Origin of the sequence: Streptomyces sp. TRM64462, from assembly GCF_013362995.1 — a bacterium.
Taxonomy (GTDB): Bacteria; Actinomycetota; Actinomycetes; order Streptomycetales; family Streptomycetaceae; genus Streptomyces.
In genome coordinates, this window is sequence record NZ_JABWDV010000273.1 from 1 (window position 1) to 13,553 (window position 13,553).

Below are 13,553 nucleotides of genomic sequence, written 5' to 3' on the forward strand. Positions count from 1 at the left end.
GATACGGGGGTCTGGGGGCGGAGCCCCCAGTTTCGGGAAGGGGCGGGACAGGGGACAGACCCGCCGTCCCTCCGCCCTGGCCGCGCCCCCGCCCCCCGCCGCCCCTACGCGCGCGTAGCCCCGCCGTCGTCTCCGAAGCGCCGGGCCAGGTACTCCTCGAACGTGCCCCGTCCCACCGCACGCTCCGGTGCCAGGTGTCCGCCGGCGCGGAACGCGCGGTACGTGGCGCCCGGCAGCGGTACGGGCAGCAGTGGGCGGCGCTTGCCGGCCGCCCGCAGATACGCGCGGGCCAGGTCCGCGAACGTCCGCACCTCGGGCCCGCCCATGTCCGGTACGCGCCCGGCCGGGGCGGCCGCTGCCAGCTCGGCGAGCCGGGCGGCGACCTCCCTCACCTCGATCGGCTGGTCGGACACGCCCGCGAAGACCGGCATCACCGGCAGCCGCGCGCAGCGTTCCAGGACCTGGAGCACCAGGTCGTGGAACTGCGTCGTCCGCAGCACCGTCCAGCCGAGCCCCGAGCCCCCGATGAGCCGCTCCACCGCAAGCTTCGTCTTGTAGTAGCCCAGCGGCACCCGGTCGACGCCGACGATGGAGATGTAGACCAGGTGCCCGACGCCCGCCCGCTGCGCCGCCGCGATCAGATGGCACGCGGCCCGCTCGTCGCCGCCCTTGGGCGTGGTGGCGCAGTGCACCACCGTGTCGACGCCGGACAGCGCCGCGTCCAGGCCGGCCCCGTCGCGCAGGTCGACCGCGTGCGGGGCCGAGTGGCGGCTCAGCACCCGCACCTCGTGCCCGTCGGCGCGCAGCCGCTCCGTGAGGGGCCGCCCGAGGGTGCCCGTACCGCCCGTCACCAGAATCGTGCCCATGGTCCCGTTCCCGCTCCTCCGTAGCCGGTGTCCGTCACCGGCTATGAACCGACGGGTTCCCCCGGATGTGACAGTTGGCGCTCGGCGAAGACGAGTTTGTTCGGGTTGACCACACTGTGCACGGCTGTGACGGCCCCGTCCCGGACTTCGAACGTCGCCGTCGCGGCGAGTGTGCCGCCCACCCACGCCACCAGCGCCGTCGTCCCGTTGACCTCCGCCGTCGTGAAGCGCATCGCCCCGGTGTAACGCGGCATGACTCCCGCCAGGAACCGCAGCACCTTGTCCCGGCCGAGGATCGGCCGCCGGGCCGCCGACACGACGCCTCCGCCGTCGCTCCACAAGGTCACATCGGCGGCCAGCACCTTCTCCAGGCCGGCCACATCGCCCTCCCGGGCCGCCGCCACGAACGACTCGACCAGCTCCCGGTGCCGCTGCTCGTCCCGCTCGCCCCGTGCCGGGAACCGCGCCCCGTGTTCGGTGACCCGCCCGGCCGCTCTGCGGTACAGCTGGCGGCTGTTCGCCTCGCTGACGTCCAGCACTCCGGCGATCTCGCGGTGGCTGTACGCGAAGGCCTCACGCAGCACGTACACCGCGCGTTCCGTCGGCGTGAGCCGCTCCAGGAGCACCAGCAGCGCCGTCGACACCGCGTCCCGCTGCTCGGCCGACTCCAGCGGCCCGAGCGCCCCTCCGCCGGTGACGACCGGCTCGGGGAGCCAGGGGCCGGGGTACTGCTCGCGGCGGGCGCGCGCCGAGGTGAGCCGGTTCAGGCACAGGTTCGTGACCACCTTCGCCAGCCACGCGGACGGCCGCTCGACGGCCGACCGGTCGGCGCCGTCCCAGCGCAGATACGCGTCCTGCACCACGTCCTCGGCCTCGTCGGCGGAACCGAGCATGCGGTACGCCAGGCCGAACATGCGCGGCCGGTGGGCCTCGAACTCCATCGCGCTCTCCGTCGTCCCCGTCACGAGGACAGCGTGCCATGCCCGCCCGGGACGACAGCAGAGACCCGGTGGCGGGCAAGGGCCTTCACTACCGCCACCGGGTCTCCGTCTCATGAAGCCGCGTCAGCAGGCCCCCATGTCCTGCCAGACGCCCCACTCGCCGGTGGTGCCGGGCTCCTCGCCCTTCGTCCACCACTTGGCCTTCCAGGTGTGGGAGCCGTGCGAGACCAGCGAGCCGCCGCCGTACGCGACCGACGCGTCCCACGCGGGCTCCGTGCACGCCCCGGGCGTCGGGGTCGGCGTGGGGCCCGTCGGCGTCGGTGTCGGCGTCGGGTCCGTACCGGTGCCCGGCTCGACCACCGTCGTCCCGCGTGTCAGGTCACCGGCCAGCGCGTACGTCTTCCCGCCGAAGGTGACCGTCCAGTTCGACGGCGTCGACGTCGGCAGGTAGTAGACGAAGTCCAGCTCCACGGACGCGCCAGGCGCCAGCGTCTGCCACGCGGGCAGCTTCAGCGACACGCGGTGGTAGTCGCCCTTCAGGCCGCCGACGTTGTTCCCGGTGTGGTCGCTGCGGATGATCGTCGTGCCGAAGCCCGACTGGTCCTTGGCGTTGCCCGGCGCCGACGTGGCGTAGTCGAACTGGAACTCCGTACCGCCCGGCAGGGTCGTCCCCGTGTTGTTGGTGATCTTCAGCTTGGGGCTGATGGGGTAGTTGGAGTCACCGAGCGGGAAGTTCCCGAACGCCACGTCCACGTTCACGGCCTGGCTCGGCAGCGGCGTCGTCGCGCGCGTGGCGCCGTAGGGGGCGGCTGCCTTGAACTTCTCGTACATCACCGTGGTGAGCGTGTCGCCGGGCTCGTACTGGCCCTTCGCCGCGTTCCAGTCGTAGTCGCCTGCCAGCTCCCAGACCATGGTGCCGCCGATGCCACGGTCGACCACGTAGTCGGCCTTGGCCTGGACCGACTGCTCGTCCTCCGTGGACAGGAAGACCTTCTTCTCGGCGTTCCACAGCCACGGCGCGACGAGCGTGGAGTCGTACTTGCGGGCGTAGGTGCCGGTCAGCTCCGTGCCGGCCGGGAAGCCGTACCGCGTGACGTAGTCGCCGACGACGCCCTTCTCCAGGTTCTTGGCGTGCCACATCGGGTTGGAGCCCGCCGGGGACTCCTTGCCGTTGTCGTCCTTGTCGTGCCACAGGTTGTCGATGCCGACGGCGCCGTCACCGCACTTGGTCAGGCCGGAGCCGGCCGGGCAGGTGGTCGTGGCAGCCTTGCCCCACAGGCCGTCCGTGCCGCCCTGCACGTTCTTGAAGCCGCGCGTGTAGTAGGGCAGTCCGATGTTGATGCGGCCGGCCGGCATGGAGCCGCGGAAGTAGTGGTACGCCCAGTCGGTGTTGAGGTAGCCGATGCCGCCGTACTGCGAGGTCGTGTAGACGCCCGCGGCCGCCAGCTCGGCGTCCTTGCCGTCGTCGAACAGCGAGGCGTTCGGGCCGACGTACTCGTTCCAGGCGCCGTGCAGGTCGTACGACATGATGTTGACGTAGTCCAGGTACTTCTGCTGCTGGTACGTCTCCATGCCGCGCAGCAGATAGCCGGACGACGGGGCGGCGACGGTCAGCATGTAGTGCCTGCCGTCGGCGGCGCCCGCGCGGTCGAGCTTCTCGCGCAGGGTCTTCATCAGCGCCGAGTAGCCCTGGACCAGGCCGGCGCGGCGGCCGTTGGAGATGGACCAGTCGAGCGGGTTGCCCGCGTCCTTCATGGTCGTCGGGTACTCGTAGTCGATGTCGACGCCGTTGAAGCCGTACTTCCGGATGAACTCGACCGCCGAGTCGGCGAAGGTGTCGATGCCGGCTTGGTTGACCGAGCCGTCCGCGTTGGTGGCCATGGAGTAGAAGCCGCCGGACGCGACCCGGTCGCCGTTGTCGTCGAAGTAGCCGCCGGTCTCCGCCCAGCCGCCGACCGAGATCAGCGTCTTCACGTCCGGGTGCTGCTTCTTGAACTTGTTCAGCAGGTTGAAGTGGCCCTTGTAGGGCAGGGCCGGGTCCATCTCGGCGCCGGGGACGCCCGGCCAGGTCATGCCCGTGGCGGCGTTGCTCGGGCCGTCGGTGCCGACGGAGAGCTTGTTGGCCGCGTCCACGTGCGCGAAGGCGTAGTTGATGTGGGTGATCTTGTCCCACGGGATGTCGGAGGCGAGGTAGGCGGGCGTCCCGTCCTTGCCGGTGCGCCAGCCGGTGAAGTAGCCGATGACGCGGCGCTGGTGGTCGGCGCCCATCTTCTCGCGGCCCTCGGTGTCGTAGACCGAGCAGTACGGGACGTCGACGCCGGGGGTCTTGTAGAGGCCGTCGGGGCGACACACTTCATGATCGGCGGCGTACGAGACGCCACCCGAGAGCGAGCTGAGCAGCAGTCCGGCGACGGCGGCGCCGGATGCGAGCAGCGAGGCCCTCGCACGGGGGGATGACAGCACGGTCGGCTCCTCCTGGGGAGTCGGGCTTCACACAACGTGCGGCTACTGGCAGGGGGTTGGTCGTGCCGGGCCTGGGTGTGCGCACACCGGAGGGCCGCCTCCGCGGAGAGGTGACGCAGACATTAAGAGGACTAGACCAGAGCGTCAATAGGTCTGGACCAATAGCTTTCGGCGGGTGCTCCGCACCGCATTCCGGCCCCCACTGTGAGTCACCCCACAGAGGATCACCCGTATGGCGGACGTGCCGCCATGGCACACTGGCCCTGTATCAGCAGCAGCGCACTCCGGGGTCGGTGCAATTCCGAACCGGCGGTTACAGTCCGCGACCCGGCCGCATCCAGTGGCCGGTTGACCAGGTGAAATTCCTGGACCGACGGTGAAAGTCCGGATGGGAGGCAGTGCGCGGCGGGCGACCCGACCAGGGCGCGCCGGCCGTCTGCTGGCCGCCGGGCGACCATGCCGGGTGGCCGGCCGGACGCCGCACCGGCGTATCCCCGTACGGGAGTGTCGTCCCGCTCATCTGTCGTCACCGACAGGCCCCGGAGTCCGCGCCCGACGAGGCAGGAGGACCCGGTGGCCACAGCGGCCGATGTGAACGCCATGCGCCGAGCCGTCGCGCTCGCCGCCCGCGGACTCGGCTCCACCAGCCCCAACCCCGTCGTCGGCTGCGTCGTCCTGGACGCCTCCGGGCACGAGGTCGGCGCCGGGTACCACGAGCGCGCCGGCGGCCCGCACGCCGAGGTGCACGCCCTCCGCCAGGCCGGCGTCCTCGCCCGCGGCGGCACCGCGTACGTCACCCTCGAACCCTGCAACCACACCGGCCGCACCGGCCCCTGCGCCCAGGCGCTCGTCGAAGCGGGCGTCACCCGCGTCGTGTACGCCGTGGCGGACCCGAACCCGCAGGCCACCGGCGGCGCCGACACGCTCCGCGCGGCCGGCGTCCAGGTCGAGCACGGGCTCCTCGCCGACGAGGCCGAGGCCGGCAACGCCGCCTGGCTCACCTCCGTACGCCTCGGCCGCCCGTACGTGCTGTGGAAGTACGCCGCGACCCTCGACGGCCGCATCGCCGCCCAGGACGGCACCAGCCGCTGGATCACCTCGCCCGAGTCCCGCGCCGACGTGCACCGGCTGCGCGCCGAGGCCGACGCCGTCCTCGTCGGCTCCGGCACCGCCCGCGCCGACGACCCCCATCTGGCGGTACGGGGCGTCGACGGAGCCGTCCAGCCGCTGCGCGTCGTCCTCGACACCGAGGCCACCGCCGTGAAGCCCGGCGCCCGCGTCCTGGACGACGCCGCGCCCACGCTGATCGCGGTCGCCGATGACGTGGAGGCCGCGCACCTCGCCGGAGTCGACGTCGTACGGCTGCCGAGAACGGACGGCGGCGGCCTGTCCGTACCGGCCCTGCTGGCCGCCCTCCACGAGCGCGGCGTCCGCTCCGTACTCCTCGAAGGCGGCCCGACCCTCGCCGGGTCCTTCGCCGCCGCGGGGGCCGTCGACAAGGTCGTCGGCTACCTCGCCCCCGTACTCCTCGGCGCGGGCCCCGCCGCTCTCGGCGACGCCGGCGTCACCACCATCACCGAGGCCCTGCGCCTCGACGTCACCGACACCGCCCGCATCGGCCCCGACCTGCGGGTGACCGCGCGCCCGGCCTCCACTGGTACCGGGAGCGAGCGCACCGGTCCCGGCCGGGGGTCCGGGGGTCGCCCCCGGGGAAACGGCAGTACCGCGGTCCACGCCACCACCACCAAGGAGCACTGAGTGTTCACCGGAATCGTCGAAGAACTGGGTGAGGTCACCGCCGTCGAGAACCTCGGCGACTCCTCCCGCTTCCGCCTCCGCGGCCCCGTGGTCACGCAGGGCGCCAAGCACGGCGACTCGATCGCGGTCAACGGTGTGTGCCTCACCGTCGTCGAGCACGAGGGCGACGAGTTCACCGCCGACGTGATGGCCGAGACCCTCAAGCGCTCCAGCCTCGGCGCGCTCACCACCGGCTCCCGGGTCAACCTGGAGCGCCCGATGGTCGCGGACGGCCGGTTCGGCGGGCACATCGTCCAGGGCCACGTCGACGGCACGGGCGCCATCGTCGAGCGCACCCCGTCCGACAACTGGGAGATCGTCAAGATCTCCCTCCCCGCCGAACTCGCCCGCTACGTGGTCGAGAAGGGCTCCATCACGGTGGACGGCGTCAGCCTCACCGTCGTCGAGGCGGGCCCCGACTTCTTCACCATCAGCCTGATCCCCACGACCCTCGCCCTCACCACGCTCGGCATCAAGCAGCCGGGCGACACGGTCAACCTCGAGGTCGACGTCATCGCCAAGTACGTCGAGCGCCTCGTCGGCGACCGGGGGACAGCGCGGTGAACGCCCTCAACTCCGTGGCCCTCACGGCCTTCGGACAGGACATCAAGTGGTCCGACATGATCGGCAACGTGATCGGTCTGCTCGCCCTCGCTCTCGGCTGGCGCCGCTCCATATGGACCTGGCCCGCGCAGTTCCTGTCCGGCGTCCTCCTCGTCGCCGCCTACGCCTCCGCCCAGCTCGGCGGCGGCGTCGGCAAGCAGCTCCTGGTCATCGCCGTCGCCGTGTGGGGCTGGCGGCAGTGGCACCTGGGCCGCGGCAAGGCCCAGGACGGCTCCATCGCCGTCCGCTTCGCCACCTGGAAGGAACGCGGCCTCCTCCTGGCGGGCGCCGCCCTCGGCACCCTCGCCGTCGGCGGCCTGTTCACCCTCTACCCGTCGCTGTCCTGGAGCCCCTGGGCCGACGCGTACATCTTCGTCGGCACCCTCGTCGCGATGGTCGCCCAGGCCCGCGGTCTCGTCGAGTTCTGGTTCGCCTGGCTCCTCGTCGACGTGGTCGGCGTCCCGCTCGCCTTCAGCAGCGGCCTCGCCTTCTCCGGCCTCGTGTACGTCATCTACTTCGCCCTCGTCCTGTGGGGCCTGCGTGACTGGTGGCTCCGCACACGCACCCCGGCCCAGGCTCTGGAAGGAGCACCGGCATGAGCACCGCCCCTCAGCTCCCCGTGTGGGACACCGCCGACCTCACCCTCGACCCCGTCGAGCAGGCCATCCGCGACATCGCCGCCGGACGCCCCGTCGTGGTCGTCGACGACGAGGACCGCGAGAACGAGGGCGACCTCGTCATCGCCGCCGAGAAGGCGACCCCCGAGATCGTCGCCTTCATGATGAGCGAGTGCCGCGGCCTCATCTGCGCCCCCATGGAGGGCGACGAGCTCGACCGCCTCCAGCTGCCGCAGATGGTCACCGACAACACCGAGGCGATGAAGACCGCCTTCACGGTCTCCGTCGACGCGGGCCCCGCCCACGGCGTCACCACCGGCATCTCCGCCTCCGACCGCGCCACCACCTTGCAGCTCCTCGCGAACGGCGCCGCGGAGCCGTCCGACTTCGTGCGGCCCGGCCACGTCTTCCCGCTGCGCGCCCGGCCCGGCGGCGTCCTCGTCCGCAACGGCCACACCGAGGCCGCCGTCGACCTGGCCCGCCTCGCCGGGCTCCGCCCGGCCGGCGCCATCGTCGAGATCGCCGGCGAGGACGGCGTGATGCTCCGCCTCCCGGAGCTCATCCCGTTCGCCCGCAAGCACGGCCTGACGATCATCTCCATCGAGGACCTGATCGCCTACCGCAGAGCGGCCGAGGCGGCCCCGACCCGGCCCGCCGAGCAGGGGGCACGCCCGTCCGCCCCCACCGTCCGGCGCGAGGCCGAGGTCCGCCTCCCCACCGCGCACGGCGACTTCACCGCGTACGGCTACCGCTCCACCCTCGACGGCGTCGAGCACGTCGCCCTCGTCCACGGCGACATCGGCGACGGCGACGACGTCGTCGTCCGCATCCACTCCGAGTGCCTCACCGGTGACGTCTTCCACTCCCTGCGCTGCGACTGCGGCCCGCAGCTGCACGCCGCCATGGACAGGATCACCGAGGCCGGCCGCGGCGTCGTCGTCTACCTGCGCGGCCACGAGGGCCGCGGCATCGGGCTGCTGTCCAAGCTCCGCGCGTACGAACTCCAGGAGCGCGGCCGCGACACCCTCGACGCCAACCTGGAGCTCGGCCTCCCCGCCGACGCCCGCGACTACGCCGCCGGCGCCCGGATGCTCGCCGACCTCGGCGTCCGCAGCGTCCGCCTGATGACCAACAACCCCGACAAGACCGCGGCGCTCGCCCGCCACGGCCTCACCGTCACCGCGCGCGAACCCATGCCCGTCCAGGCGGGCGAGCACAACGTGCGCTACCTGCGCACCAAGCGCGACCGCATGGGCCACGACCTGCCGTGGCTCGACCCGGCCGACGTGTCGGCCTGCGCGACCCAGTAACCCGGCACCACGCAACGCCGGCACCACGCAACCCGGCACCACCGAGCACCACCACCCGCAGACAGAACACCCGCACGCACCACCCCGAGGAGAAACGTGAGCGGCAAGGGCGCACCCGAGCTGACCGTCAAGAACTGCGGCGACCTCCGCGTCGCCGTCGTCGCGGCCCAGTGGCACGAAAAGATCATGGACGGCCTGGTCGGCGGTGCCCTGCGCACCCTCCACGAGCTCGGCATCGACGAGCCGACCCTGCTGCGCGTCCCCGGCAGCTTCGAGCTGCCCGTCGTCGCCAAGGTCCTCGCGGGCCGCGGCTACGACGCGGTCGTCGCCCTCGGCGTCGTCATCCGCGGCGGCACCCCCCACTTCGACTACGTGTGCCAGGGCGTCACCCAGGGCCTCGTGCAGGTCACCGTCGACACCGGCGTCCCCGTCGGCTTCGGCGTCCTCACCTGCGACACCGAGGAGCAGGCCCTCGACCGCGCAGGACTGGAAGGCTCGAACGAGGACAAGGGCCACGAAGCGGTCACCGCCGCCGTCGCCACCGCCATGACGCTGCGCACGGTCAGCGAACCCTGGCGCTGAGTGGGCGCCCGGCACCCCGTACCCTTAGGGACATCATGGCGAACAAAACCTTCGAAGAGCTCTTCGCCGAGCTGGAGCTCAAGGCCAGGACCGGCGACCCCGCCACCTCCCGTACCGCCGAGCTGGTGGACAAGGGGGTGCATGCCATCGGCAAGAAGGTCGTCGAGGAGGCCGCCGAGGTGTGGATGGCCGCCGAGTACGAGGGCAAGGAAGCCGCCGCCGAGGAGATCTCGCAGCTGCTGTACCACGTCCAGGTGATGATGGTCGCCCGCGGGATCTCCCTCGACGACGTCTACGCCCACCTCTGATCAACCCCACAGCACCACACGCCCCACTCCGAGCAAAGGAAGCCCACCCCATGCTGCGCATCGCCGTCCCCAACAAGGGTTCACTGTCCGGGCCTGCGTCGGCGATGCTCCATGAGGCCGGCTACAAGCAGCGCAAGGAGTCCAAGGAGCTCGTCCTGGTGGACCCGGACAACGAGGTGGAGTTCTTCTACCTCCGCCCCCGGGACATCGCCATCTACGTCAGCTCCGGCAAGCTCGACATCGGCATCACCGGCCGCGACCTGCTCCTCGACTCCGGCGCCAACGCCGAGGAGATCCTGGAGCTCGGCTTCGCCCGCTCCACCTTCCGCTACGCCACCCGCCCCGGCACGGCGAGCGGACCCGCCGACTTCACCGGCATGACGATCGCCACCTCCTACGAGGGCATCGTCGCCAAGCACCTCGCGGACCACGGCATCGACGCCTCCGTCGTCCACCTCGACGGCGCCGTCGAGACCGCGATCCAGCTCGGCGTCGCCCAGGTCATCGCCGACGTCGTCGAGACCGGCACGTCCCTGCGCAACGCCGGCCTGGAGGTCATCGGCGAGCCGATCCTCACCTCCGAGGCCGTCGTCGTCCGCCGCACCGGCGCCCCCGCCGACGACCCCGAGGTGCAGCGCTTCCTGCGCCGCCTCCAGGGCGTCCTCGTGGCCCGCAGCTACGTGATGATGGACTACGACTGCCGCGCCGAGCACCTGGAGCAGGCCGTCGCCCTCACGCCCGGCCTGGAGTCCCCGACCGTCTCCCCGCTCCACAACGAGGGCTGGGTCGCCGTCCGCGCGATGGTCCCCGCGAAGGAGGCGCAGCGCATCATGGACGACCTGTACGCGCTGGGCGCCCGGGCCATCCTCACCACGGAGATCCACGCCTGCCGCCTCTGAGCGGGTGACCGAGGAAGCCGACGCACCACACCATGCCCGAGACGCCCCCCGCGCCCTCCGCGCCGCCCGTGCCCCCCGCACTTCCGGTCACGTTCAGGCCCCGGCGCACCCGCGCCGTCCTGCTGACCGTCGGAGCGGCCATGTTCTCCGTCATCACGGTGATCGCCCTGACGCTGGAGCGACTGGGCACGGGGGAGCGGATCAGCTTCGTCCTCACGGCCGCGCTCTTCTACGGAGTGCTGATCACGCTGAGCCGCCCCAAGGTCGTCGCCGACGACACCGGGGTGACCGTCGTCAACCTCACCCGCAGCCGCCGGCTCGCCTGGCCCGAGATCCTCCGGGTCAATCTGCGCGTCGGCGACCCGTGGGTGTTCCTCGACCTCAGCGACGGCACCAGCCTGCCCGCCCTCGGCATCCAGCCCGGCATCGGCAAGGCCCAGGCCATCCGCGACGCGCAGACCCTGCGCGCCCTCGTCGAGACCCGAGGCACGGGCACCGAACACCACTGACGACAACCGAAACACCACTGACGACAACCGAAACCGGCCGGCACACGGACGGTCGGCCGAGTGGGTCCGCCGGCTGCCCACCTCACCTCCGCGTGATTACTCTTGTCCGCGGCGGTGCCCAGCGCGCCCCGCCCCGCGGAACACGGCAGCGGTCGGGCCGGCGGGGCACCTGCGACCCGAGGAGTGACTCCCTCCAGCAATGGACGGTTCGTCCGGTAGTACCCGCGCCGCCCCCTCCGCACCCGAGGAGGCGGCGGCATGACCATCCCCCTCCTGCTGCTCTGCGCGGCATTCCTCCTGATCCTCGCCAACGGCTTCTTCGTGGCGGCCGAGTTCGGCCTCGTCACCGTCGAGCGGGCCGACGCCGAGCGCGCCGCGGCGGACGGCGACCGCCGGGCCCGTACGGTCGTCAAAGCCCTGCGGGAGCTGTCCTTCCAGCTCTCCGGCACCCAGCTCGGCATCACTCTGACGTCCCTCGTCGTCGGCATGCTCGCCCAGCCGGCCCTCGCGCAGCTCCTGGCCGGGCCGCTCACCTTCACCGGGCTGCCGGCCGGCGCCGTCCCCGGCGTCGCCGTCGTGATCGGCATGCTCGCCGCGTCGGCCCTGCAGATGGTGATCGGCGAACTCGTGCCCAAGAACTGGGCGGTGTCCCGTCCGCTCCAGGTGGCCCGGTTCGTGGCCGGCCCGCAGTACGCGTTCTCGGCGGTCTTCCGCCCGGTGATCGCCCTGCTGAACGCCATCGCCAACCGGCTCGTACGCCTCCTCGGCGTGGAGCCCACCGAAGAGCTCGCCTCCGCCCGTACACCCGGCGAACTCGTCGCGCTCGCCCGGCACTCGGCCCGGGCCGGCGCGCTCGAACAGGACACCGCCGACCTCTTCGTACGGACCCTGTCCCTCGGCGGACTGACGGCACAGCACGTCATGACGCCCCGCGTGAAGGTCAGCGCGCTCCAGTCGGACGCCACCGCCGCCGACGTCCTCAACCTGACCCGCGCGACGGGCCTGTCCCGCTTCCCCGTGTACCGGGAGCGCATCGACGAGATCGTCGGCATGGTCCACCTCAAGGACGCCCTCGCGGTCCCCGCCCACGAGCGGCCGCGCACCCGCCTGAGCCGTATCGCCGTGCCGCCGCTCCTCGTCCCGGAGACGCTCCCCGCCCAGGCCCTCCTGGAGCGGCTGCGCAGCGAGCAGCCCATAGCCGTCGTCGTCGACGAGTACGGCGGCACGGCCGGCGTGGTCACCCTGGAGGACATCGTCGAGGAACTCGTCGGCGAGGTACGCGACGAGCACGACATCCCCGGCGAGGACGAGCCCGAACTGGCCGCCGCCGCACCCGAGGACGGGCACCCGGCCTGGGAGGCCGACGGCAGCTGCCGGGTCCACGAACTGAAACGCATAGGCCTGGAGGTCCCCGAAGGCCCGTACGAGACCGTCGCCGGGCTCGTCGCGGACCTGCTGGGCCGCATCCCGGCCCCCGGCGACCACGCCGAACTCCCCGGCTGGCGCCTCTTCGTACGCCAGGTCGACCGCTACCGCGCCGAACGCGTCCGCCTGGTCCGCACGGCGGACGACAGGGTGGAGGCCGTCCGGTGAGCACCCTGCAACTCCTCTTCGCCCTGCTCCTGGTCCTCGCGAACGGCTTCTTCGTCGGCGCGGAGTTCGCCCTGGTGTCGGTCCGCCGCAGCCAGATCGAACAGCTCGGCCCCCGCTCCAAGCGGGCCCGCAGAGTCCTGTACGGCCTGGAGAACCTGCCCCAGATGATGGCGGCGGCCCAGTTCGGCATCACCGTCTGTTCCCTGACCCTGGGCGCGGTCGCGGAGCCGACGGTCGCACGGCTCCTGGAACCGCTGTTCCACGCGATCCGCGTCCCCGAGGGCCTCATCCATCCGCTGGGCTATGTCATCGCCCTGGCGGCGGTCGTCTTCCTCCACCTGGTGGTGGGCGAGATGGTCCCGAAGAACCTCGCCATGGCGGCACCCGAGAAGACGGCCCTGTGGCTGAGCCCGGCGCTGGTGGGCTTCGCGCGCCTGTGCCGCCCCGTGACACGGGCCCTGGGCGCATGCGCCCACGCCGTACTGAAGACCTTCGGGGTCGAACCGAAGGACGAGGTGGAGGCCGTCTTCACCAGCGAACAGCTCAACCGCCTCGTGGAGGACGCGGGGCAGGCCGGCCTGCTGGCCCCGGCCGAGCAGGAGCGCCTGGAGGACGCCCTGGAACTGGGCACCCGGCCCGTACGGGACGTGATGATCCCGCGCACGGCCCTGGTGACCGTGCCCCCGTCGGTCACCCCGGCGCAGATCGAGGCGCTCACGGTGCGCACCGGGTACTCGCGCTTCCCCGTCCGCGCGGAAGGCGGCGGCGCGTTCCTGGGCTTCCTGCACGTCAAGGACGTCCTGGACCTGGAGGACCCGGACCGCGCGGTGCCCCCGCACATCTGGCGCCCGATGGCCACGCTCCGCGCCGAACTCCCGCTCGACGACGCCCTCACGGCGCTCCGCCGCGCGGCCACCCACCTGGCCCAGGTGGCCGACGCGTCGGGCCGGGTCCTGGGCCTGGTCGCCCTGGAGGACATGCTGGAAATGCTGGTGGGCGAGGTACGGGACCCCTCCCACCGCACCCCTCCCGCACCGACACCCTCGTGACCCGGGGGGCGGTCCC

13 protein-coding genes and 1 riboswitch are annotated in these 13,553 nt (G+C 72.2%); of the genes, 10 read left to right on the forward strand and 3 right to left on the reverse strand.

All coding sequences use genetic code 11. The features are described from left to right. Positions 1-104: 104 nt before the first annotated feature. From HTZ82_RS12750 to HTZ82_RS12760, 3 genes are all read right to left on the reverse strand, one after another. Positions 105-866, reverse strand: a complete 762-nt coding sequence (locus HTZ82_RS12750; RefSeq protein ID WP_175409464.1) for an SDR family oxidoreductase — start codon at positions 864-866, stop codon at positions 105-107. 41 nt (positions 867-907) lie between these two features. Then, on the reverse strand, positions 908-1,831 hold the full coding sequence (locus HTZ82_RS12755; protein WP_309235440.1) for an RNA polymerase sigma-70 factor: 924 nt from the start codon (positions 1,829-1,831) through the stop codon (positions 908-910). Between the two features lie 99 nt (positions 1,832-1,930). Continuing rightward, a complete protein-coding gene (locus HTZ82_RS12760) occupies positions 1,931-4,270 on the reverse strand; it encodes a chitinase C-terminal domain-containing protein (protein WP_175409465.1) in 2,340 nt (779 codons plus the stop codon). A 275-nt stretch (positions 4,271-4,545) separates the two neighbouring features. Next, positions 4,546-4,676, forward strand: a riboswitch (FMN riboswitch). Positions 4,677-4,843: 167 nt separating this feature from the next. Between HTZ82_RS12760 and ribD the strand changes: the two genes are divergently transcribed. The 10 genes from ribD (at position 4,844) to HTZ82_RS12810 (ending at position 13,537) form a co-directional block, all read left to right on the forward strand. Further along, complete coding sequence (gene ribD, locus HTZ82_RS12765; RefSeq protein ID WP_175409466.1) at positions 4,844-6,028, forward strand: bifunctional diaminohydroxyphosphoribosylaminopyrimidine deaminase/5-amino-6-(5-phosphoribosylamino)uracil reductase RibD; 1,185 nt, start codon at positions 4,844-4,846, stop codon at positions 6,026-6,028. Beyond that, entirely contained in the window at positions 6,029-6,631 is a 603-nt protein-coding gene (locus HTZ82_RS12770) for a riboflavin synthase (RefSeq protein WP_175409467.1), read from the forward strand. A 56-nt stretch (positions 6,632-6,687) separates the two neighbouring features. Beyond that, positions 6,688-7,269: a nicotinamide mononucleotide transporter family protein gene (locus HTZ82_RS12775; protein ID WP_217624022.1), complete on the forward strand. Its 582-nt coding sequence runs from the start codon at positions 6,688-6,690 to the stop codon at positions 7,267-7,269. Continuing rightward, positions 7,266-8,597, forward strand: coding sequence for a bifunctional 3,4-dihydroxy-2-butanone-4-phosphate synthase/GTP cyclohydrolase II (locus tag HTZ82_RS12780; protein ID WP_175409469.1), 1,332 nt, complete (start codon positions 7,266-7,268; stop codon positions 8,595-8,597). The genes HTZ82_RS12775 and HTZ82_RS12780 overlap by 4 nt, the downstream gene beginning before the upstream one ends. Before the next feature lie 96 nt (positions 8,598-8,693). Beyond that, the gene (gene ribH, locus HTZ82_RS12785) at positions 8,694-9,179 is read left to right on the forward strand and encodes a 6,7-dimethyl-8-ribityllumazine synthase (protein WP_175409470.1); all 486 of its coding nucleotides are present in this window, start codon (positions 8,694-8,696) and stop codon (positions 9,177-9,179) included. Between the two features lie 35 nt (positions 9,180-9,214). Beyond that, positions 9,215-9,487 carry a phosphoribosyl-ATP diphosphatase gene (locus tag HTZ82_RS12790; RefSeq protein WP_175409471.1) on the forward strand — a complete coding sequence of 91 codons (273 nt, stop codon included), beginning with the start codon at positions 9,215-9,217 and terminating at the stop codon, positions 9,485-9,487. A gap of 50 nt (positions 9,488-9,537) precedes the next feature. Continuing rightward, entirely contained in the window at positions 9,538-10,386 is an 849-nt protein-coding gene (gene hisG / locus HTZ82_RS12795) for an ATP phosphoribosyltransferase (protein WP_175409472.1), read from the forward strand. Between the two features lie 32 nt (positions 10,387-10,418). After that, the gene (locus HTZ82_RS12800) at positions 10,419-10,895 is read left to right on the forward strand and encodes a PH domain-containing protein (RefSeq protein ID WP_175409473.1); all 477 of its coding nucleotides are present in this window, start codon (positions 10,419-10,421) and stop codon (positions 10,893-10,895) included. A gap of 258 nt (positions 10,896-11,153) precedes the next feature. Next, on the forward strand, positions 11,154-12,488 hold the full coding sequence (locus HTZ82_RS12805; protein ID WP_175409474.1) for a hemolysin family protein: 1,335 nt from the start codon (positions 11,154-11,156) through the stop codon (positions 12,486-12,488). After that, entirely contained in the window at positions 12,485-13,537 is a 1,053-nt protein-coding gene (locus tag HTZ82_RS12810; protein ID WP_175409475.1) for a hemolysin family protein, read from the forward strand. Before HTZ82_RS12805 ends, HTZ82_RS12810 begins: the two co-directional genes overlap by 4 nt. Positions 13,538-13,553 lie beyond the last annotated feature (16 nt).

Coding starts and splice junctions, on each gene's coding strand:
- HTZ82_RS12790 (WP_175409471.1), top strand. CDS start 9,215: ATGGCGAACAAAACCTTCGAAGAGCTCTTCGCCGAGCTGGAGCTCAAG.
- HTZ82_RS12805 (WP_175409474.1), top strand. CDS start 11,154: ATGACCATCCCCCTCCTGCTGCTCTGCGCGGCATTCCTCCTGATCCTC.
- HTZ82_RS12800 (WP_175409473.1), top strand. CDS start 10,419: ATGCCCGAGACGCCCCCCGCGCCCTCCGCGCCGCCCGTGCCCCCCGCA.
- HTZ82_RS12780 (WP_175409469.1), top strand. CDS start 7,266: ATGAGCACCGCCCCTCAGCTCCCCGTGTGGGACACCGCCGACCTCACC.
- HTZ82_RS12750 (WP_175409464.1), bottom strand. CDS start 866: ATGGGCACGATTCTGGTGACGGGCGGTACGGGCACCCTCGGGCGGCCC.
- hisG (WP_175409472.1), top strand. CDS start 9,538: ATGCTGCGCATCGCCGTCCCCAACAAGGGTTCACTGTCCGGGCCTGCG.
- HTZ82_RS12775 (WP_217624022.1), top strand. CDS start 6,688: ATGATCGGCAACGTGATCGGTCTGCTCGCCCTCGCTCTCGGCTGGCGC.